This is a genomic window from Labrys sp. (in: a-proteobacteria), from assembly GCF_047605565.1.
In the GTDB taxonomy this organism is placed as follows: Bacteria; Pseudomonadota; Alphaproteobacteria; order Rhizobiales; family Labraceae; genus Labrys; species Labrys neptuniae.
Map to the genome: position 1 here is coordinate 64,391 of NZ_JASGFM010000010.1, position 22,275 is coordinate 86,665.

The 22,275-nt window shown below is 65.5% G+C and carries 16 protein-coding genes and 1 other annotated feature; of the genes, 2 read left to right on the plus strand and 14 right to left on the minus strand.

Annotation, left to right across the window (positions count from 1 at the left end; all coding sequences use genetic code 11):
- The first annotated feature begins 75 nt into the window (after positions 1-75).
- Both pgi and QM672_RS11705 read left to right on the plus strand, forming a co-directional pair.
- Positions 76-1,713, plus strand: coding sequence for a glucose-6-phosphate isomerase (gene pgi, locus QM672_RS11700; RefSeq protein WP_311933293.1), 1,638 nt, complete (start codon positions 76-78; stop codon positions 1,711-1,713).
- Positions 1,714-1,873: 160 nt separating this feature from the next.
- Positions 1,874-2,959: a dipeptidase gene (locus QM672_RS11705; protein WP_311933292.1), complete on the plus strand. Its 1,086-nt coding sequence runs from the start codon at positions 1,874-1,876 to the stop codon at positions 2,957-2,959.
- Positions 2,960-3,160: 201 nt separating this feature from the next.
- On the opposite strand, the gene QM672_RS11710 is transcribed toward QM672_RS11705, so the two are convergent.
- From QM672_RS11710 to QM672_RS11775, 14 genes are all read right to left on the minus strand, one after another.
- Positions 3,161-3,895 (minus strand): endonuclease III domain-containing protein, encoded by a 735-nt coding sequence (locus QM672_RS11710; RefSeq protein ID WP_415082725.1) that lies wholly within the window; start codon positions 3,893-3,895, stop codon positions 3,161-3,163.
- 10 nt (positions 3,896-3,905) lie between these two features.
- Positions 3,906-7,235: an error-prone DNA polymerase gene (locus QM672_RS11715; RefSeq protein WP_415082727.1), complete on the minus strand. Its 3,330-nt coding sequence runs from the start codon at positions 7,233-7,235 to the stop codon at positions 3,906-3,908.
- A complete protein-coding gene (locus QM672_RS11720; protein WP_415082729.1) occupies positions 7,232-8,950 on the minus strand; it encodes a Y-family DNA polymerase in 1,719 nt (572 codons plus the stop codon). The genes QM672_RS11715 and QM672_RS11720 overlap by 4 nt, the downstream gene beginning before the upstream one ends.
- Entirely contained in the window at positions 8,865-9,650 is a 786-nt protein-coding gene (locus tag QM672_RS11725; protein ID WP_367623992.1) for an ImuA family protein, read from the minus strand. The genes QM672_RS11720 and QM672_RS11725 overlap by 86 nt, the downstream gene beginning before the upstream one ends.
- A 162-nt stretch (positions 9,651-9,812) precedes the next feature.
- Positions 9,813-11,297: a SulP family inorganic anion transporter gene (locus QM672_RS11730; protein WP_367623991.1), complete on the minus strand. Its 1,485-nt coding sequence runs from the start codon at positions 11,295-11,297 to the stop codon at positions 9,813-9,815.
- A 69-nt stretch (positions 11,298-11,366) separates the two neighbouring features.
- Positions 11,367-11,422 (minus strand) — a sequence feature (sul1 is cis-regulatory element that is thought to sense ions involved in sulfur or methionine metabolism; They are found in Alphaproteobacteria).
- Positions 11,423-11,832: 410 nt separating this feature from the next.
- On the minus strand, positions 11,833-11,988 hold the full coding sequence (locus QM672_RS11735; RefSeq protein ID WP_415082732.1) for a hypothetical protein: 156 nt from the start codon (positions 11,986-11,988) through the stop codon (positions 11,833-11,835).
- A gap of 174 nt (positions 11,989-12,162) precedes the next feature.
- Positions 12,163-13,107, minus strand: a complete 945-nt coding sequence (locus QM672_RS11740; RefSeq protein ID WP_415082734.1) for an ABC transporter permease — start codon at positions 13,105-13,107, stop codon at positions 12,163-12,165.
- Entirely contained in the window at positions 13,104-14,159 is a 1,056-nt protein-coding gene (locus QM672_RS11745; protein WP_415082736.1) for an ABC transporter permease, read from the minus strand. Before QM672_RS11745 ends, QM672_RS11740 begins: the two co-directional genes overlap by 4 nt.
- Positions 14,159-15,667, minus strand: a complete 1,509-nt coding sequence (locus QM672_RS11750) for an ABC transporter ATP-binding protein (protein WP_367623988.1) — start codon at positions 15,665-15,667, stop codon at positions 14,159-14,161. Before QM672_RS11750 ends, QM672_RS11745 begins: the two co-directional genes overlap by 1 nt.
- Positions 15,668-15,854: 187 nt before the next feature.
- Positions 15,855-16,889 carry a BMP family ABC transporter substrate-binding protein gene (locus QM672_RS11755; RefSeq protein ID WP_415082738.1) on the minus strand — a complete coding sequence of 345 codons (1,035 nt, stop codon included), beginning with the start codon at positions 16,887-16,889 and terminating at the stop codon, positions 15,855-15,857.
- A 221-nt stretch (positions 16,890-17,110) separates the two neighbouring features.
- Positions 17,111-18,406, minus strand: a complete 1,296-nt coding sequence (locus QM672_RS11760) for an amidohydrolase family protein (protein WP_415082740.1) — start codon at positions 18,404-18,406, stop codon at positions 17,111-17,113.
- Positions 18,407-18,501: 95 nt separating this feature from the next.
- A complete protein-coding gene (locus QM672_RS11765) occupies positions 18,502-19,422 on the minus strand; it encodes an ABC transporter permease (RefSeq protein ID WP_394309990.1) in 921 nt (306 codons plus the stop codon).
- A complete protein-coding gene (locus QM672_RS11770) occupies positions 19,422-20,489 on the minus strand; it encodes an ABC transporter permease (RefSeq protein ID WP_415082742.1) in 1,068 nt (355 codons plus the stop codon). Before QM672_RS11770 ends, QM672_RS11765 begins: the two co-directional genes overlap by 1 nt.
- A gap of 99 nt (positions 20,490-20,588) precedes the next feature.
- Complete coding sequence (locus tag QM672_RS11775; protein WP_415082744.1) at positions 20,589-22,112, minus strand: ABC transporter ATP-binding protein; 1,524 nt, start codon at positions 22,110-22,112, stop codon at positions 20,589-20,591.
- Positions 22,113-22,275 lie beyond the last annotated feature (163 nt).

Sequence of the window (22,275 nt, forward strand, 5' to 3'; positions counted from 1 at the left end):
TTATGCCCCCGCTCCGGGCGACAAACACACCCCGCAGTTTGGCATGCCTTCGGACAATGAGGAAGGGAAACGGATATGGAGCATTCACAGGCCGCAAAGGTTTGGCAGGATCTCGAAGCCCACAAACAGAAACTGGCCTCGACGACGACGCGCGACCTTTTCGCCGCGGATCCCGACCGATTCGCCAAGTTCTCTTTCACCCTCGACGACGTGCTGGTGGATTTTTCCAAGAACCGCATCGCCGACGAGACGCTGTCCCTGCTGCTGCAGCTGGCGCGGGCGCATTGCATCGAGACCCGCCGGGACGAGATGCTGAAGGGCGACAAGATCAACACCACCGAGGGGAGGGCGGTGCTGCATACGGCCCTGCGCGCGCCTGCCGATGCCGACATCCGGGTTGACGGCAAGAATGTCGTGCCCGACGTGCATGAGGAACTGGCGCGCTGCTATGCCTTCGCCGAGAAAATTCGCTCGGGCGAGCTGCGTGGCGCCACCGGCGACAAATTCACCGACGTGGTCAATATCGGCATCGGCGGCTCCGACCTCGGCCCGGCCATGGGCGCCCGTGCCCTCTCGCCCTATGCCGACGGCCCGCGCGCCCATTTCGTCTCCAATGTCGACGGCGCCGACATGGCGGACACCCTGTCGCGGCTCGACCCTTCGCGCACGCTGTTCCTGGTTTCCTCGAAGACCTTCACCACCATCGAGACCATGACAAACGCCCAGTCGGCGCGGCAATGGATCGCCAAGTCGCTGGGCGAGACGGCGGTGGGCGACCATTTCGCGGCGATCTCCACCAATATCGTCGCGGTCGAGGCCTTCGGCATCAACAAGGACCGGATGTTCCGTTTCTGGGACTGGGTCGGTGGGCGCTATTCGATGTGGTCGGCCATCGGCCTCGGCCTGATGATCGCCGTCGGGCCGGAGAACTTCTCGGAATTCCTGGCCGGCGGCCATGAGGTCGACCACCATTTCGCCACCACACCGCTGGAGAAGAACATCCCGGTGCTGATGGGCCTGATCGGCATCTGGCATCGCAATTTCATGGGCTATGCCGCCCATGCCGTGCTGCCCTATGACCAGCGGCTCGGGCGCTTTCCGGCCTATCTGCAGCAGCTCGACATGGAATCCAACGGCAAGCGCGTGCATCTCGACGGCTCGCCGGTGACCTCGGAAACCGGTCCCCTGGTCTGGGGCGAACCCGGCACCAACGGCCAGCACGCCTTCTACCAGCTCATCCACCAGGGCACCAATGTGATCCCGGCCGACTTCCTCATCGCGGCCGAGCCGCATGAAGCCGGCATGGGTGATCACCACGCCATCCTGATGGCGAACTGCCTGGCGCAGACCGAAGCGCTGATGCATGGCCGTTCGCAGGAGGAGGCGACTGCAGTGTTGAAGGCCCAGGGCCTCGACGACAAGAAGATCGCGCTTCTGGCTCCCCACAAGGAATTCCCCGGCAGCCGCCCCACCACCACCATCGCCTATCGCAAGCTCACCCCGCGCATGCTCGGCCGCCTCGTGGCGCTCTACGAGCACAAGGTGTTCACGCAGGGCGTGATCTGGGGCATCAACTCCTTCGACCAGTGGGGCGTGGAACTCGGCAAGGAGCTCGCTTCGCGCCTGCTGCCGGTGGTGAAAGGCGCGACCGTCGACGGGCTCGATGCCTCGACCAAGGGGCTGGTGGCCCATCTGAAGTCGCTGCGGGGCTGATCGAAGAGGATCTCCCGCTCGACATTCGCTCCACGAAACAGGCCCGGCCGCGAAGGCCGGGCTTGCTCTCTCTCAGGCATCCTTTGTGGCAGCGCCTGGGTGAGAAGGCCGGCCCCTCCCGGGCCGAATGATCGCGCTGCCGGCCTGGAAAGACAGCCCCATGAACCCGACCGTCGAACCGTCAGCCATCGTCCCTGTCTTCGATGGCCATAACGACACGTTGCTGCATCTAGCCTCCAGCAAGGCAAAATCGGCCGAGGTGATGTTCGGTAAGGGCGACGGTGCCGGGCATATCGATCTGCCCCGGGCGCGCGCCGGCGGTTTTGCCGGCGGTTTCTTCGCAATGTTCCCGCCTCCCCAGGCCTCGACGACCAATATGGACGAGGAGATGAAGGGCGCGAGCTATGATCTGCCGCTGCCGCCCTTGCTGCCTTGGGAGAAGGCACAGGCCTCGACCGTCGGCATGCTGTCGATCATGTTGCGACTGGAACGGGCCTTTCCCGACGATGTCGCCATCTGCCGAAGCGCCGCCGAGATCCGTGCCGCCATGGCGGCCGGCAAGATCGCGGCCGTCCTGCATATCGAGGGGGCGGAAGCGATCGATGCCGATTTCGCCAGCCTCGACGTGCTCTTCGCCGCCGGCCTGCGCTCGATCGGGCCGGTCTGGAGCCGCCCCAACATCTTCGCCCATGGCGTGCCTTTCCGCTTCCCGGCCTCGCCGGATACCGGTCCCGGCCTGACCGAGATCGGCCGCGAATTGGTGAGGCAGTGCAACAAGCGCGGCATCATGATTGACCTTTCGCATCTCAACGAAAAGGGCTTCTGGGACGTTGCCGGGTTGAGCACGGCGCCGCTCGTCGCCACCCATTCCAACGTCCACGCTTTGTGCCAGTCCACGCGCAATCTCACCGACAGGCAGCTCGATGCCATCAGGGAGAGCAGCGGTGTCGTCGGCCTCAATTTCGCAACCTGCTTCCTGCGGCCGGACGGCGCCATGCGTGCGGATACCGATCTCGACGTCATGGTGCGCCATCTCGATTACCTGGTCGAGCGTCTGGGCGAGGATGGCGTCGCCTTCGGTTCGGACTTCGACGGCGCGGTGATCCCCGCCGCCATCGGCAGCGTCGCCGGCCTGCCGCGCCTGATCGAGAGGATGCGCGCTGCGGGATATTCGCAGGCCCTGCTGCACAAGATCGGCCATGAGAATTGGTTGTCGCTGCTGGAGCGGACGCAGGGACAGGCCTGAGATTTACAGGATTAGGCGCGAGAATCCTTCTCCCCTTGTGGGAGAAGGAGCCCCGTAGGGGCGGATGAGGGGAGATCCGCGACCTTTTGGGATATGTACTGACACCCCTCATCCGGCGCTACGCGCCACCTTCTCCCGCAAGGGGAGAAGGAAGTTGTGTCTCATTCGTCATGGTTTCGAGGGCATAGGGCAGCATCGAACCTATCGCCTCGGGATCTTTGATGCCAAGGCGGATCCATGCCGGCACAGGTCCGCCATCCCGCATCGCGAGCAGAGCGGACGCTGGCTGGTGCAGACCTCCTGGCCGAAGCGTTTGATCAGCCAGTGCAGTTCGTAGAGGTCGTCGGCATCCCAGCTCGCCGGCATCAGGCGCAGCATGATCTGATGGGCCCTGGTGAAGCTGGCATTGTCGGGCAGCAGGCCGAAGCGTTCGCCGAAACGCCTGATGTGCCGGTCAACCACGAAGACACGCCGCCTGAGCGTCGAGAAATTGAGCACCGCCGCCGCGCATTTGGGGCCGATGCCGTCATGAAGCTGGAGCAGCTCCATCCCGGTTTCGACTGAAAGCGCGGCGAGATGGGAGAGATCGAAGCGTCCCCGCTGCTCGACGATGCGACCGACCGAAGCCACCAGCTGGCTGGCTTTCTTCTCGGGATGGGTAACGTTGGCAAGCTGCGTGAGCACCTCGCGGGGGTCGGCCTGCCCCAGCCTGTCGAGGGGACGGAAATGCTCGCACAGGGCCTGGAAGTCCTTTTCGGAGTCGCGATCATAGGTCTCCGAGCTGATCAGTGCCTTGACGAATTGCTCGGGCGGCGTGTGTCGCCGGGCGTGGCGCTGCGGGCCGTAGGCCGCGAGCAGGCGCTCGCGCAGCACGGCAATGGGCTCCTCTCGGCCGAAATCGAGCCCGAGCTGGATCTGCTCCCGGATGGCAGGCATGCCCAATTCCTCAATGGAAATCCCGGCTCTTGAACAGGCTGAGTTCAAGCTGAGCTGGCGGCGGCGGTGGTGAAGCGCCATCCGACATGTCGCGCAGGCGGGCGAGTTCGGCGGAGAGGTCGAGCACTTCCTCGGCGATGACATGCACCACGTCGCTGGCACGCTGCAGCCGGCCGCGTATGGCGACGAAACGGGCATTCATCACCGCACGGCGATTCCTTTCGAAGGTCCGCGACCACACGATGATGTTGGCGATGCCGGTCTCGTCCTCGATGGTCATGAAGACGACGCCGCTGGCCGTGCCGGGGCGCTGGCGCGTCACCACCAGGCCGGCGACGGTGACGAGGCTGTCCTGCTTGAACTTACCCTCGCGATGCGCCTCGTTGGTGATGGCGCCGAGATGCTGCAATTGCGGGCGCAGGAAGGAACAGGGGTGGGCCTTGAGCGACAGGCCCGTCGACTGATAGTCCTCCAGCACATGCTCGCTCTGCGACATCACGGGCAGGGCGACGGCGGGCTCGGGGAACAGGGCATCGTCGAAATCGGCGGCCAGCAGCGGCATGTCCCGGCTCGTCCTGGTAGCGCCGATGCCGATGGTCTCGAAGCGACGCACCGCCCAGAGCGCCTCGCGCCTGTCCAGGCCGAGAGAACGGAAGGCATCGGCCTCCGCCAGTTTCTGCATCGCCGCCAATGGCAGGCCGCTTGCCGTGCCGAAGCGCTCCAGGCTGGAAAAGCCGTTGCCGCGCCGGCCGGCCATTGCCGTGATCTCGTCTTTCTTCAGCCCGGAGACCAGCCGCATGCCCAGACGCACGGCAAAGCGGTGTTTGGTGGGGTCGCCGGCCGGTTCCAGCGTGCAGTCCCATTCGCTGTAATTGACGTCGACGGGCCGGATCTCGACGCCGTGATTTTCGGCATCCCGCACCAGCTGCGCCGGCTGGTAGAAGCCCATGGGCTGGCTGTTGAGGATGGCGGCGCAGAAGACGTCGGGATAGTGGCATTTGATATAGGCGGAGACATAGACCAGCACGGCAAAGCTGGCGGCATGGCTTTCGGGAAAGCCATATTCGCCGAAGCCCTCGATCTGGCTGAAGCAACGCTCGGCGAAGGCCTGTTCATAGCCACGGCGCACCATGCCGCCGATGAACATCTCCTTGTAGTTGCCGATCGTGCCGGTGTGCCGGAAGGTCGCCATGGCGCGTCTCAGGCCATCGGCCTCGTCCGGCGTGAAGCCGGCGGCCTTGATGGCGATCTCCATGGCCTGTTCCTGGAAGAGGGGAACGCCGAGCGTGCGGCCCAGCACGTCCTCAAGCTCGTCCTTTTTCCCGAACTCGGGAGAAGGTGAGGGAAAGATGATGGGTTCGAGACCATCTCGCCGCCTGAGATAGGGGTGTACCATACCCCCCTGGATCGGGCCGGGGCGGACGATCGCGACCTCAATGACGAGGTGATAAAATTTCCGGGGTTTCAGGCGCGGCAGCATCGACATCTGCGCCCGGCTCTCGACCTGAAACACGCCGACGGAATCGGCTTTGCACAGCATGTCGTAGGTGGCCTCATCGTCGCGGGGCAGGGCCGCGATCGCGCCGAGGCGCCGGTCGTAATGACGTTCGAGCAGGTCAAGCCCGCGCCGGATGCAGCTCAGCATGCCGAGCGCCAGAACATCGACCTTCATCATTCCCAATTCGTCGATGTCGTCCTTGTCCCATTCGACGAAGGTACGGTCCGCCATTGTGGCGTGGCAGACGGGCACGGTGTCATCAAGCCTCTCGCGCGTGAGCACGAAGCCGCCGACATGCTGCGACAGATGGCGGGGAAAGCCGGTGAGGGCGGCGGTGAAATGCAGCGCCTGGCGGATCACCGGATTGTCGGGATCGAGGCCCGCCTGGCGCACCCGACTGGGTGTCCAGGTCTGCATGCCCATGCCCCAGACCGTCTTCGACAGCGCCGCCGTCACGTCCGGCGTCAGGCCTAATACCTTGCCGACTTCGCCCACCGCCCGCCTGGAACGGTAATGAATGACGGTCGAGCAGATTGCCGCACGATGACGTTTGTAGCGATCATAAATGTACTGGATGACTTCCTCGCGCCGTTCATGCTCGAAATCGACGTCGATATCCGGTGGCTCGCCGCGGTTTTCAGAGATGAAACGCGAAAACAACAGTTCCGTTTCTTCAGGATTAACCTCGGTGATGCCCAGGCAATAGCAAACGGCGCTGTTCGCGGCCGAACCGCGTCCTTGGCAGAGGACTTTGAGGGTATTGCGGGCATGATCGACGATGTCATGCACGGTGAGGAAATAGGGCGCGAATTCCAGCTTGGCGATCAAAGCGAGTTCGGCGCGAACGGCGTTGACGACTTTTTCCGGCACTCCGCGGGCAAAGCGCTTCCTGGCACCGGCCCAGGCCAAGTCCTCCAGGTGTTGCTGGGCGGTTTTGCCTGGCGGAATGGGTTCGTCCGGATATTCGTATTTCAGCTCCCTTAGATTGAACGTGCACGCCTCCACGATTTCGAGCGTGCGCGCCAAGGCCTGCGGATGATCGGCGAAGAGAACGGCCATCTCTGCGGGCGACTTGATATGGCGCTCTTCGTTGATTTCGAGCCGCAAGCCGGCTTCGGCCAAGGTGCATTTCTCGCGGATGCAGGTGAGGATGTCGGCGAGCGGCCGCTGGGCCGGGACGTGGTAGAGCACATCGTTGATAGCAACCATCGGGGCGCCGATCCTTTCGCCCAGCTCGGCGAGCAGGCCGAGGCGGCGGGGCTCGTCGCCTTTGAGGCGGTGGCTGCCGGCGAGATAGATGGAGCCTGGCGCGGCCTCGGCCAGTCTGGTTGCCCGTGCGACGAAGAGGGGATCGAGCGTGTCGGGCGGCAACACGATCAGCTTCTGCCCCTCGCAGGCGGCGAGAATGGCTTCGAAGCCGAACTGGCACTCGCCTTTCGCGCGCACCATGCGCTTGTTGTTGTCGCTGAGCAGGCGGCAGAGCCGGCCATAGGCCTCGCGGTCGGTGGGATAGGCGATGGCCTCGAAACCATCCACGGTGACGAGGCGCACGCCGGGCAGATAGTGCAGGGACGGATATTTCCTGGCTTCGCGCAGGGCCCTGACCACGCCGGCGAAGGAGTTGCGGTCGGCGACGCCGATGCCGGCCAGGCCGAGCCTGTGGGCCTGCCGCACCATGTCCTGCGGGAAGGAGGCGCCGCGCAGGAAGGAGAAATTGGTGGTGACGGCCAATTCGGCATAGGCAGGTGGGGCAGGGGCCGGCAAATCCGCAGGAAGCGCCTGGTCTTTCGCCCTGCCGGGAATGACGGCATGGCCGCTATAGGCCTCTCTTTCATACCTCATGCCAGCAGCCCTCGCAGGGACCAGTTCTGCCGGCCGTCATGGCAGAGCCAGAAGCGCTGGCCGTGCTGTGTCTCGGCGACGTAATAGTCCTGACGGGTCGGCGCGGGCAGCAGGACAGCGCGCTCACGCGTGGCTTCCCCATCCTCGAAGCGGTTGCGCTTCTGGCTCTTAGGGCTTTCGCTGTCGGGGAGGGCAGGCGATTCCTCCCCCATCTTGCCCCAGCCATATTCCTCCTTGCCCGGCTTGTCGGGCAGGGCCGGGGGAGCCGCTTCCCACCAGGGACCGGCGATGCGCTCCGGCCCCTGCAGTGCGGTGATGCGATGGGACGAGCCACGCCAACGGACATGGTCGGGCAGGCCTTCCGGGCTGGTCGCAAGAATCTGCAGGGGCTCGGGCTGGTCGAGGAACAGAGGCGGCCGCTGATGCGAGCCATCGGCCGCCGGCCAAGTTGGCTCGGGATCGGCGGCATCGCGTGCCTCCTCGGCAAAGGCCGGATCGTGCCGGGCGACGGGATGGAGCCGCTGTACGCTGCCGGGGCCGAGGCGCTGGCGGAGGGCGTCGATCAACTCGGCCCGGCGTTCGGCGGCATCGGCCGGCGGCGCATCCCGGCGTCCTTCCTTGAGGGACAGGCGGCTCTGACGCTGGCCGAATTTCTCGGTGACGGTGGCGGTCAGGCTGATGGTCTCGAAGCCGAAGCCGGCATCGATGGTCTCGCCCAGCCGTTCCAGGTCGAGCTCCACCAGCCTGGCGATATGGGCCGGATCGCGCGTGGCGGCGGCAAGGCCGATATGGATGGTGCGCACCTCGCCATCGACCCGGAACAGGCGCAACTGCAAGGCGCGTGCTGCCACCCCGCCCGCGACGAGGGCGGGAACCAGGTCCTGCATCAGGCGGGCGGCGACATGCACCACGGCCGCCTGGCTCACCACCGGCTCGAGGAGCTGGCGGCTGCGATGATAGAGCGGCGGCGGCTCGATCAAGGCGAGGGCTTCCTCACGCCGCCCCATGGCCTGGTCGAGGCGCTTGAGCAGGATCGCATCGAAACGCGCGGCGAAGGGGGCGCGCGGCTTGCCGATGAGATCGCCGATACGGGTGAAGCCGAGGCGGCGCAGGGTCTGGACTGTTACGTCGCCAAGGCGCAGGGCCGCCAGGGGCAGATCGGCAAGGGCCGGGCCGGGATCGCCGTCCTCGGCGATGACAGTGCCGTTCTGGGCATGGAAGCGGGAGAGTGCCCAGGCCGCGCCCGGCGTGTCGGCCAGCGCCACGCGCGCACCGAGGCGAAGATGGCGCAGGCGCTTGACGATGTCGGCAAGAAGCGTCTGTTCGCCGCCCGCCAGATGGCTGGCGCCGGTGACGTCGAGGAACAGGCCGTCGGCCCCGTCGGCCTCGCGATAGAGGGCCACGGAGGGCGTATAGCGCATCGCCCATAGGCCGAGCCGGTGCAGGGCCCTGGCATCGGCCTCCGGCATGGCCGGGCGGGTCTGCAGCCCCGGCACCTTGGCTCTCGCATCGGCGACCAGCCCGCCCGCGGCAAGGCCCTCGATCTCGGCCGGCTTGCTGGCGGCGGCAATGCGCGGGCCTCCGGCGGCATCGACCGTCAGGACGAAGGGGTAATGAGCATCGATCGTATCAAGCGACCTTGGCGCGTTGCTCTGGGCGACGAGAAAGCGCTGGATCGGCCAGCGTGGCAGATAGATCGAGACGATGCGAGGCATGGTCATACTCCATGAGCCAGGATCCGCTTTGCCCGTTGCGGCTGCGCTCGAGCCGAACGTGCCAGCGCCAGGCGGTGAGAAGGCCGAAACGATCGCGCGGCCCGGCGGCCGCGCCGATGCGCCAGCGGGTGATCGCGGCCAGGGAAGGCGCGGCCAAAGGCGGGCGCAGAAGGAAGAGAGGACAGGGGGCGGAGGCTGCCGCGAGCTGGAGGCGTCGGCTGGTGGCGGCGTCCATGCCGCCGCCCGTCACGGCTGCCACCGCCGCGGCGGCGCCGGAGCGCAGGATTTCCTCCATGGCCCAGGCGGCCTCGGTCTCGTCGCCGGCCGCGGCCATGATGAGCCCGGCGGGGTCGAGGCCGAGGGCGTTGAGGCCGTGGCCGTAGAGCCGCCCGAGGCCGGCCAGGCCGCGCGGCGAGGTCACCAGCCAGACCATGCCCTTGGCCTGGCGCAGGGACAGGCGGGAGGCGAGGAAACCCAGTGCGCAGCCATTGTCGAAAATGGTTTGCGGCGCAATTTCATGCAGGCCGTCCAAGGCGAGGCCGCCACCCGGCAGGCGCGCGTCGATCGCCCCGATGCCAAAAGGCAGCACGCCGGCATCGGCATGCACATGGTCGAGCCGGGGCAGCAGGGCACGCAATTCCGCCAGCTTCTCGGCTCGTTGGCCGGCGAGGACAGAAGGAGGGGGAACGCGTATCGTCATGGCTATGATCCGTTTCGCTCAGACTAGAACAAAACAAGAACATTTCAAGCAGAGTCTTTGATCGCGCTCCATCGGGGCGGGAAAGAGCCCGGCATGGTAAAGGGACTCTTCCATCACGAGATGGCAGAGTCCCCTGATTTCAAAGGCCTTACGAAGCGCGCTTCAATGCGAGGGCAGGGAGCGGGGCTGGCCTTCCTTGTCGTGCACGGCGAAGCGTTCCACCAGGGTGGCGCTGGCCTCGTTGAGGCCGACGACCTCGACCTCGCGCCCGTGGCGGCGCGCCTTGAGGACGATGCGGTCGAGTGCGCCGACCGCCGAGATGTCCCAGAAATGCGCCGCCCCGACGTCGATGACGATCCGCTCGACGGGTTCCTGCACATCGACGGCGTCGCTGAAGGTGCCTGCCGAGGCGAAGAAGATCTGGCCTTCGACCCGGTAGACGCGCTCCTTGCCGTCGGCCGAGAGGGTCGAGCGCACGCGGCTGAGGCGCGAGACCTTGCCGGCGAAGAACACGCCCGACAGGAGCACGCCAACCAGCACGCCCTTGGCGAGGTCGGCCGTTACAACCACGGTGCCGACGGTTGCCAGCATCACCACCGAGGAAGGCACGGGGTTGCTGCGCAATTGCAGGAGCGAGCGCCAGGAGAAGGTGTTGATCGAGACCATGATCATCACCGCCGTCAGGGCGGCGACCGGCACGATGGCGAGCAGATCCTGCAGCGCCACCAGCAGGATCAGGAGAAAGCCACCGGCCACCAGCGAGGACAGGCGGCCGCGCGCACCGGAGGACACGTTGATCACCGACTGGCCGATCATGGCGCAGCCGCCCATGCCGCCGAACAGGGCCGAGGCCATGTTCGCGATACCCTGGCCGGCGCATTCGCGGTTCTTGTTGCTCGGCGTATCCGTCATGTCGTCGACGATCTGCGCAGTGAGCAGGGATTCGAGCAGGCCCACGGCCGCCAGAGTGAGCGCCACCGGTGTCAGGATCCGTAGCGTTTCCAGCGTCAGCGGCACCTCAGGCAGACCGAAGCTCGGCAAAGTGGAGGGAAGCTCGCCCAGATGGGCCACCGTGCGCACGTCCAGCCCGAAACCCCAGGCGATGGCAGTGAGCACGGCGATCGCGACCAGAGGTGCCGGAATGGCTCTGGTGACATAGGGAAACAGATAGATGATGGCGAGGCCGAGGGCGATCAGGCCATAGGTTGCCACCGGTACATGCACGAGCTCGGGCAGCTGGGCCAGGAAGATCAGGATCGCCAGGGCGTTGACGAAGCCCGTCATCACCGATTGGGAGACGAAGCGCATCAGCCGGCCGAGCTTGAGGAAGCCGGCGATGATCTGGAACGCGCCCATCAGGATGGTGGCCGCGAACAGATATTGCAAGCCGTGGTCGCGTACGAGGCCCGTCATCAGCACGGCGGTGGAGGCGGTGGCCGCCGAGATCATGGCGGGGCGCCCGCCGGTGAAGGCGATCACGCAGGCGATCACCACGGAGGCGTAGAGGCCGACCTTGGGGTCGACGCCCGCGATCACCGAAAAGCCGATGGCTTCGGGGATCAGGGCAAGGGCGACGACGATGCCCGAAAGCACGTCGCCACGCGGATTGGAAAACCATTCCCGGGAATAGGCAGACAATTTGTTCATGAGAAAATTCGCAAGGGACATGCGGCCATACCCGCTGAAACGGGTTGGATGATGCTGTCGCGCCATTTGCGTTATCCGGCGGATCGGCGGCCGGAAGAGCCACCCGGAATTTCACCGGGTCCTTCTGAATGGCCTCCTTCTAGCGGCAAGGCGCAGGCGGAGGCAAGGCGAAAGGCAGGACCGGCTGCATTTTGTTGCGGCCGGCAGCAAAACCTAAGCTTGCTCACACAGAAACTGTTCGCGAAAAACAACTGTCGGGAAAGATGGCTGCTTAGGGCTTGTGTGAAGGGCGCCGTTTGAGCTTCCCTATCATCCAGACAGCGAGCACCAACCCGAACATCCCCATCGCCAATAGCCAGTGCCCTTGTGCGGAGGTCACTCCAACTAAAGCGCCAATACCCGCTCCCCAATGAAGTGGCCGCTTAGTTGCATTGGCCGCATCTGAAGCGGGCAGACCTCTGCCCGTCCAATTCCCCGAGATGATATCTTTCTTGTCATCGTTCATAGCTTGCATTCCGCTGTCGGGAAAAGCCGCTCACACCGAGGAATGATCGAGGTCTTGGAATTTTGTGCCGATGCGCTTTCGCATGCGGGCAAAAGCTTGGTCACCATCCCAAATACGGCGCAGCTCCTCGATTGTTTGTTCGCGCTGAGTTCGACGAAACTTCCAATCGCGCAGTGCTTCACGCATGACCTCGTTAGCCGGTGCATACTCGCCTGCCTCGACCACCTAGCGCATTATGTCGGCATATTCAGGTGTCAAAGAAACGCCCACTTTTTCGACATCGGCCATCGTGCGTCTCCTTCCTTGTAAGGTAGGAAAGTTTCTACCGCCCACAAGCCTTCCGATAAATCCTTGTTGTTCTCAGCGCTCCTCCTTGCGGAAGGGCTTGAGCAGGGCAGCCGGCGCCACCGCGTTGCGCGACATCATCGCCATGGCGACGATGGTGAGCAGGAAGGGCAGCATCAGGAAGATCTGGTAGGGGATATGCCCCAGGCCCACCGCCTGCAGGCGCAGTTGCAGCGCGTCGACGCAGGCAAAGAGCAGGGCGGCACCGGTGGCGCGCAGGGGATCCCAGCGCCCGAACACCACCAGGGCAATGCAGATCCAGCCGCGCCCCGAGATCACGCCGAAGGTGAAGGCGTTGAACTGGGCCATGGTGAGGAAGGCGCCACCAAGGCCCATCAGGGCGCCGCCGAGGATGACGGCCTCGAAGCGGCGTGCGGTGACGCTGATGCCGGCGGAATCGGCGGCACGCGGATTTTCGCCGACCATGCGCAGGCCGAGGCCCCAGGGCGTGCGATAGATCAGGAAGGCGGTCAGGATGACGCCGATCAGCGCGAGATAGACCAGGGCGTATTGCTGGAACAGGATCGGCCCCAGGATCGGTATCTCGGCAAGGCCGGGGATCGGCACAGGCTGGAAGGCGGCGATGGTCGGCGGCGAGGCCTGCTGGCCGAACACCAGGCGATAGAAGAAATAGGCGAGCCCAGAGGCGAACAGGGTGATGCCGATACCCGAGACATGTTGGCTGAGGCCGAGCGCCACCGTCAGCACGGCATGCAGCGCCCCGAGCAGGGCGCCGGTCGCGATGGCGGCGAGGACGCCGAGCCAGGGGCTACCGGTGAAGTAGGCGGCGGTGAAGCCGGTCATGGCCGAGAGCAGCATGATGCCCTCGATGCCGAGATTGAGTACGCCTGATCGCTCCGAGATCAGCTCGCCGAGCGTGGCGAAGATCAGCGGGGTAGCGATGCGCAGGGTCGCCGCGAAAAAACCGACCTGGAAGATCTGTTCGAGGACCAGGTTCATGCTGCGGCCCTCTGATAGCGCAGGCGATAGGAGGTGAACAGCAGCGCGACCAGCATGGTCAGCAGCGAAGTGCCCTGGATGACGTCGGCCAGGAAGACCGGCACGCCGGTGGCGCGCGACATCGCTTCAGCGCCGGTCATCGCCGCCGCGAAGAACAGGGCCGCCGGCACCACGCCGAGCGGATTGAGGCGCGCCAGCATGGCGATCACGATGCCGCTATAGCCATAGCCCGGCGACAGGTCCCCCATCACCTGGAAATGCACGCCGCCCACCTCGCCGACGCCGGCAAGGCCCGCCAGCCCACCCGAAAGCAAGGCGGTGGCGACCAGGATGGCATTGACCTTGATGCCGCCATAGGCCGCCGCCTCGGCATTCTCGCCGGTGACGCGGATGGCAAAGCCCAGCGTGGTGCGCGTGATCAGGAACCAGACGGCCGGCGCCGCGATTAGGGCCGCCAGCACGCCCAGATGCAGCCGTGTGCCCTCGAAGAACACCGGGAAATTGGCGCTGTCCTCAATCGGGGGCGAGATCGGATAGCCCGAGAGCGAATCCTTCCAGGGCCCTTCGATCAAAGCGAGCACACCGAGCAGGATCACCGAATTGAGGAGAAGCGAGGAGACGACGTCGTCGACCTTGAGTTTCACTCGGAGGAGGGCCGGTATCAGCGCGGCGACGCCGCCGGCCAGCGCGCCGGCGAGCGCCATGGCGACATAGGCGAGGGCACTGGGCATCGGAAAGCTGCCGACGAAACAGCTCGCCACCGCGCCGGCCATCAACTGGCCCTCGGCACCGATGTTCCAGAACTTGGCGCGGAAGGCGACGGCGACGGCGAGGCCGGTGAAGATCATCGGTGCGGCCTTCACCAGCGTTTCGGTGAAGGCGTAGAAATCGCCGAAAGCACCCTTCAGCATCAGGCCATAGGCCTCGAAGACATTGGCGCCCGCGAGCATGATCAGGCCGCTGCACAGGACGAGCGCAATCGCGATCGCCAGCACGGGCAGAGCGAGATTCAGCCAAACGGGCGTGGATTGGCGGGGTTCCAGCCTGAGCATCAGTGGGCTCCCGTCATCAAGAGGCCGAGTTTTTCGATCGTGGCTTCGCCGGCGGGCAGGATGCCGGCGACGCGCCCTTCATAGAGCACGGCGATGCGGTCTGAGAGGGTGAGCAGCTCCTCCAGATCCTCGCTGATCACGATCAGGCCGCGCCGGCGGGCACGCAGATCCAGAAAGCGCTCATGCACGAAGCGGGCGGCACCGACGTCGAGGCCGCGCGTGGGCTGGGCCACGATCAGCACCTTCGGATCGAAGGCGAGTTCTCGCGCCAGCAGGGCCTTCTGCATGTTGCCGCCGGACAGCGAGCCGGCCCGCGCCATTGGCCCGGGGCAGCGTATGTCGAAGGCCCGGATCTGTTCCTCGGCGAAGGCCTGGATGGCGCCAGGCTTGAGCAGGCCGCGCGCCGAGAAGGCGGCGGTGCCGACGCGCGGCAGCACCATCGAGTCGGCAAGCGGCAGGGCGGTGACCATGCCCTGGGTCATGCGGTCCTCGGGGATGCGGCCGAGCCCCATCTCCTGCACGCGGCGCGGGCCATAGGGTACGACCTTGGCGCCGGCGATCTTCAGCGTGCCGGCCGAGGGAGCGAGCATGCCGGCGATCACATCCGCCAGGGCGCGCTGGCCATTGCCGGTCACGCCGGCGATGCCGAGGATCTCGCCCTCGCGCACGGAAAGCGAGACGCCGGCAAGCCGCATGCCGCCATGCCGGTCGGTCGAGACATCATCGAGCGACAGGACGACGGCGCCGGGCTCGGAGGCGGGACGTTGCGGCGGCACGATTTCCTGGCCGCACATCAGCCGCGCCATCTCGGACGAGGAAGTCCTGGCGGGTTCGGCGATCGAGCCGACGACGCGGCCATGGCGCAGCACCACGCAGCGATCGGTGATGGCGCGCACCTCGGTGAGCTTGTGCGAGATGAAGATGATGCCGAGGCCCTCGGCCGTCATCGCCCGCAGCGCCTTGAACAGCCCTTCCGCTTCCTCAGGAGCGAGGACGGCGGTGGGTTCGTCGAGGATGAGGAGTCTGGCGCCGCGAAACAGGGCCTTGATCACCTCCAGGCGCTGCTGCTCGCCGACAGCAAGCGAGGACACCGGCCTGTCTGGATCGAGGCGAAGATTGAACTTGGCGGCAATCTCGCCGAGGCGGGCGAGGGCGCCCACCCGGTCGAGCCGCCCGCCCCGTCCCGGCAGGCCGACCAGCAGGTTTTCGAGTACGCTCAGGCGGGGCGCGAGATGAAAGTGCTGGTGCACCATGCCGATGCCGGCGCTGAGCGCGTCGGCAGAATTCTGGATGCGCCTTGCCTGCCCGTCGATCAGGATCTCGCCCTCATCCGCCGCATAGGCGCCGAACAGGATGTTCATCAGCGTGGTCTTGCCGGCCCCGTTCTCGCCGAGCAGGCCGACGATCTCGCCCGGGCGCACCAGGAGATCGACGTCCGCATTGGCCTGCACGGCGCCGAAGCGCTTGGAGATGCCGCGCATCTCGACGAGGGGAGGGGAAGGAGGCATGGGCAAAGATCGGCCTGGATCTACCCTCCCCTGGAGGGGGAGGGTCGGACGAAGTCCGGGGTGGGGTGATGGCCGGCAATAATTTTCTTCCAAACCATCAATGTCGACACCGTCGTTGAGGGGCGCTGGCCACCCCACCCCGACGCTGCGCGTCGACCCTCCCCCTCCAGGGGAGGGTAAATTATGCTCAGTCCGAGACGGGGGTGTTCTCGTCGACGTCGACGCGGAAGGTGCCGGCGAGGATTTCCGCCTTCTTTTTCTCCACCAGTTCCTTCACCTCGGCCGGCAGCAGCTTGTCGAACTTGTGATAGGGCGCGAGCGAGGAGCCGCCCTTGGCCATGCGCGAGAAGTCGCCGTAATCCTGCGCGGTGAACACGCCGGCCCGCACCATCTTGATGGCCTGCTGCACGGTCGGGTACATGTCCCAGACCGGGCCGGTGATCACGGTGTCCGGTCCCTGGTCTGACTGGTCGGACATGTTGGAGATAGCGTAGATCTTCTTTTCCTTGGCCGCGTCGATCACGCCGAAGCGTTCGGCATAGATGACGTCGACGCCGCCGTCGATCTGGGCGATTGCAGCTTCCTTGGCCTTGGGCGGATCGAAGAAGGAGCCGATGAAGGTGATCTTCTTCTTCACCTGTGGATTGGCTTCCTTGGCGCCGGCGAAGAAGGCGTTCACCAGGCGGTTGACCTCGGGAATGCCCATGGCGGCCACGGCGCCGACGGTGTTGGACTTGGTCATCTTGCCGGCGATCAGGCCCGACAGATAGGCCGGTTCGTGGATCCAGTTGTCGAACACGCCGAAATTGGGCTCGGCCGGGCCGGCGCCGGAACCGAACAGGAAGGCGGTCTTGGGGAACTGCTTGGCGGTACGGCGGGATTCGCGCTCGGCCGCGAAGGCATCGCCCATCACCAGCTCATAGCCGCCCTGGGCATATTCACGCATGACACGGCCGAAATCGGCCGCCTGGACCTTCTCGGAGAACTTGTAGTCGATGTCGAGTTCCTTCGCCGCCTTGGTGAGGGCGAGGTGGATCTGCTTGTCCCAGGGCTCCTCGATCGGGGTGGCGAAGATCGCGGCGACTTTCAATTTCTTGCCGGAGGCGGCGAGAGCCGACAGCGGCAGCCCGGCCGCGACCAGGCCGGCGGCGCCGAGCCCGATGAAATGGCGGCGCGACAGGCCTGGTTCCCCCTGAAGCGGGCTGCGATCTCTACGCGACATGTCATTCCCCTCTCTTGTCGGATGAAGATTAAAACGGTTCGAAATACGGGATGGAACGTCTGGTTTGCCAAGCACTTGACGGCTCTTGCCAGAGCAATGTGCCCTTTGGCGTGACGCCTGTCCAGATGGTCAAATCTGAATTGGGGAGCTGGTCTTCAGACCAGCCTTGACCCTTTCGGCCAGTGTCGTGCTTTCGGGCCGGTCTGAAGACCAGCCCCCATTCACCCCGCGGCCTTGGGTGCATAGCTCGCCGGATCGAGGCTGGCGGGACGGTCCGGCAGGTCGAGCGTACTGCGCCGGGCCGGGGTCTGCGCAATCACCTTGCCGCGGCGCACGACGGCGAGGCGGGTGGGGCGCATGCGCACTGCTTCGATCGTATCGGCCGCCTGCAGGATGACGAAATCGGCATGGCAGCCCTTGGCGAGGCCATAATCTTCCAGCCCCATCACCGCGGCGGGCACCGACGTCACCGCCTCGAAGGCCCAGCGTATCGCCTCGCGGCTGGTCATCGGCGCGGCATGCACGGCCATATGGGCGACATCCAGCATGTCAGCGCCACCAAGCCCGTACCAGGGATCCATCACGCAATCCTGGCCGAGCGCCACGGGGATGCCGAGCGCGCGCATCTCGGGAATGCGCATCAGGCCGCGACGCTTGGGATAGGTGTCGTGGCGGCCCTGCAGGGTGATGTTGATCAGCGGGTTGGCGATCGCGAAGATGCCCGCCTCCAGGATCAGCGGCAGCAGCTTTGAGACGTAGTAGGAATCCATCGAGTGCATGGAGGTGAGATGCGAGCCGGCAGCTCGCCGGCCCAGGCCGAGGCGATGAGCCTCCGCCGCCAGCGTCTCGATATGGCGCGAATGGGGATCGTCGCTCTCGTCGCAATGCAGGTCGATCATCAGGCCGCGCTTGGCGGCGATGGCGCACAGGGCCTTCACCGAGGCGGTGCCGTCCTCCATCGTACGCTCGAAATGAGGAATGCCGCCGACCACGTCGACGCCCATGTCGAGCGCCCGCTCCAGGTTCCTGGCGGCGGTAGGTGAACGGTAATAGCCGTCCTGCGGGAAGGCGACGAGCTGCAGGTCGAGATAGGGCTTTACCCTGGCCTTGACCTCGAGCAGGGCTTCCACCGCGAGCAGGCGGTCGTCGCAGATGTCGACATGGCTGCGCACGGCCAGCAGGCCCTGGCTGACGGCAAGATCGCAATAGCGCAGCGCCCGTTCGATCACCGCCTCATGGGTCAGCATGGGCTTGAGCTCGCCCCAGAGCGCAATGCCCTCCAGCAGCGTGCCCGACTGGTTGAGTCGGGGAAGGCCGAGCGACAAGGTGGCGTCCATGTGGAAGTGGCAGTCGACGAAAGGTGGCGCCACCAGATGGCCGCCGGCGTCGATGCGCTGGGCCGCCTCGGCCGCGATGCCCGGCTCGATGGCGGTGATGCGCCCGCCCGAAACCGCGATGTCCTGGCCGGTGCGTCCGTCGGGCAGGGTGGCGTTGGTGACGATGAGGTCGAGCGACATCGGGGCGGTTCCGTTGTAATTCGTTCAGGAGGAAAGGGCGGCAGCCATCATGGGCGGTTTGACGGATTCGGCCAATGAGTCAATCGGTCTTGCCCTCATCCCGCCGGCCTGAACGGCTTGGCCAGCGAGGCTGGGAAATGCAGGGCCAGCATCTGGCGATTGCGCGAGATCAAGACCAGCACCACGATGGTGGCGAGATAGGGCAGGGCCGACAACAGCTCGGACGGCACCGCTATGCCGAGCGCCTGGCCCTGCAATTGCAGGATGGTCATGCCGCCGAACAGCCAGGCGCCGAGCAGCACGCGCAGCGGCCGCCAGGTGGCGAAGACCACCAAAGCCAGCGAGATCCAGCCCTTGCCGGATGTCATGTTCTCGACCCAGAGCGGCGTATAGGCGACGGAGAGATAGGCACCGGCAAGGCCCGCCATCAAGCCGCCGAACAGCACGGCCATGTAGCGAATGCGCACGACCGGATAGCCGATGGCATGCGAGGTCTCCGGCGACTCGCCCATGGTGCGCAGGACCAGGCCGGCCTTGGTGCGATAGAGGAACCAGCTGATCGCCCCGAACAGCACGAAGGCGAGATAGACCATCGCGTCGAAGCGGAAGAACATCGGCCCGACCATCGGAAGCTGCGAGAGCACGGGGATGTCGAGCGGCTTCAGGGCCTCGATCGGGGCGCTGCCGAAATTACGCCCGACAAAGGCGGAGACGCCGGAACCGAAAATGGCGAGCGCCAGGCCGGCGGCATATTGGTTGGTGAGGAAGGTGAGAGCGAGGACGCCGAACAGCAGCGAGGCCGCGGCGCCGGCCAGCGCGCCGATCAGGATGGCGACGGGCATGGGCATACCAGCCATCACCGCCCAGAAGGCGAAGGCGGCGCCCATCAGCATCATGCCCTCGATGCCCAGGTTGAGGACGCCGGATTTCTCCACCACCAATTCGCCGAGTGCGGCATAGATCAGCGGCGTGGCGGCGATGATGGTGCCGGTGAAGATCGCGATGAACAGATCCATCAGGCATGCTCCCGCACGGGGCTGAACCGGTAGAAGATGAAGAAATCCGCAGCGAGCAGGAAGAACAGCAGGATGCCCTGGAAGATGCGGGTGAGCGAGGAGGACAGGCCGATGGTGAGCTGCACGCTTTCGCCGCCGAGGAAGAGAAGCGACATCAACAACCCGCCGAGCACGATGCCGAAGGCGTTGAGCCGGCCGATGAAGGCGACGATGATCGCCGCAAAGCCATAGCCGGGCGAGATCTGCGGGGACAATTGCCCGAGCGGCCCGGACAGTTCGGCCATGCCGGAAATGCCTGCGGCCGCGCCGCCGGCGAGCAGGCCTGTCCATACCGCCGCGGATTCGCGGAAGCCGGCATAGCGGGCGGCAAGCGGAGCCGCGCCGCTCACCGACATCTTGTAGCCGAGGAAGCTGCGATCGGTGAACAGCCACATCGCGATCACGCCGATCACGGTGAGGATCACAGAGGTGTTGAGGCGATAGGCATCGTCGAAGACCGGAAACATCGCGGCAGGCGGCAACAGGGCCGTTTGCGGATAATTGAAGCCGGCGGGATCGCGCCAGGGACCATGCACCAGCCAGGACAGCAGCAGGCCGGCGATATAGGTGAGCATCAAGGTGACCAGGATCTCGTTGGTGTTCATCCACGCCCTGAGGAAGGCGGGAATCGCGGCCCAGGCCATGCCCGCCAGCGCACCGGCCAGGATCATCAGCGGCAACAGCAGCCGGCTTTCCGGATCGGGATAGAACAGGCCGACGCCGCAGGCGGCGATCGCCCCGATGATCAATTGGCCCTCCGCGCCGATATTCCAGACATTGGCGCGGAAGCCGACGGCGAGACCGCAGGCGATCAGGATCAGGGGCGAGGCCTTCAAGAGCCATTCCGATACGCCGTTCATCGAATTCAGCGGCGCGATGAAGAAGGCGTGCAGGGTCTGGAGCGGATCCTGGCCCAGCGCCGCGAACAGGATCGAGCCGACCAGCAAAGTGAGCAAGGCCGCGACCAGGGGCGCGGCGAGGCGCATGGCGGTGGATGGTTCGGGTCTTTGTTCAATCTTGAAGCGCAACGGAACTGCTCCCGCTCAAGCAAAGCGCGTTCATGGCTGAACGCTCGTTTGCTTTAACTCTTTGTTTCGACGCGTCTTTGCGATTCTTGGTGACACCGTCTACTCGCAAAACGCTTTAGTCTGGCTCTGGCCGCCGATGCGGGTCATGAGCAGGCCGACCTCCTCACGATTGGTTTGGCTCCGGACGAGGGGCGGCGAGACCCGCCCCTGGCAGATCACCAACAGCCGGTCGCAGATCTCGAAGAGTTCGTCGAGTTCCTCGGAAATCACCAGCACGGCGGCACCGGCGCGGCTGAGATCGATCAAGGTCTGGTGGATGAAGGCGGCCGCGCCGACATCGACCCCCCAGGTCGGCTGGGAAACCAGGAACAGCTTCGGGGCCAGCGCGATTTCCCGCCCGACGATGAATTTCTGCAAATTGCCGCCCGACAGGCTGCGTGCGCTGGCTCGCGGGCCGCTCGCCTTGACCTTGAATGTCTCGATGACGCTGCCGGCAAAGCCCATTGCCCGCTTGCGGTCGACAAGGCCATGGCGCACCAGCTCCTTGCCATGGGCCGTCAGCACGGCGTTCTCCCATAGGGCGTGCGGCGGCACGGCACCACGGCCGAGCCTTTCCTCCGGCACGAAGGCGAAACCGCGCCGGCGCCTGGCGGCGGCGTCGAGCCGGCCGACCGGCTGCCCGCCGAAATGGATGGCCTCGTGATCGGCGACAGGCCGCTCGCCGCTGAGGGCGGCGATCAGCTCGGCCTGGCCATTGCCCGAGACACCGGCCAGGCCGACGATCTCGCCGCCATGCACCTCGAAGCCGACGTCATGCAGGGCGACGCTACCCTTGCCGGATGGCACCGACAGGTCGCGCACCCTGAGGATCGGTTCGCCGCTGCGCGTCGAGGGCGTGACTTTCATCTCGGGCAGGGCCGAGCCGACCATCAGCCGAGCCAGCTCCACCGAGGTGCTCTGCTTGGGCTTGGCGGTACCGGTCACCCGGCCGTTGCGCAGTACGGTGGCGGAGTCGCAAAGCGCCTGCACCTCGTCGAGCTTGTGACTGATATAGAGGATGCTGCAGCCCTCCGCGGCGAGCTGGCGCAGTGTCTCGAACAGTTTCACCACCGCCTGCGGCGTGAGCACCGAGGTCGGCTCGTCCAGGATCAGGAGCTTGGGCGTGCGCAGGAGGCAGCGCACGATTTCGACACGCTGGCGTTCGCCGACCGAGAGGTCGTGCACCCGGCGCCAGGGATCGATCGGCATGCCGTAGCGTTCCGACAGCGCCGTGATCTGCCCGGCAAGCTCGTCCAGCCGGAAAGGGCCGGGAGCGCTGAGGGCTATGTTCTCGACGACGGTGACGGACTCGAACAGGGCGAAATGCTGGTAGACCATCTCGATGCCGAGGGCGCGCGAGCTTGCCGGGTCATGCGCCTCGATCAGCCTGCCGTCGCAAAGGATCTCGCCGGAATCGGCCTGGGCCGCACCGTAGATGATCTTCATCAGCGTCGATTTGCCGGCACCGTTCTCGCCCAGCACCGCATGGATTTCGCCGGGCAGGATCGAGAGGCAGATGCCGTCATTGGCAACGACGCCGGGATAGGTCTTGGTGATGTCGCGCAGTTCGAGACGCGGGGTCATGGCCGGTCCTGCATTGGGAATGGAAACTGTGGGGATGCGGGAAGGAACAGAAGCTGGATCTACCCGCGCTCCCCCAGAGAGGCGCAACTATCCTTCTCCACGAAGTGGGGAAGGTGCCCAAACGAAGTTTGGGCGGATGGGGTGTAGCGGGCAGTGCACCGGA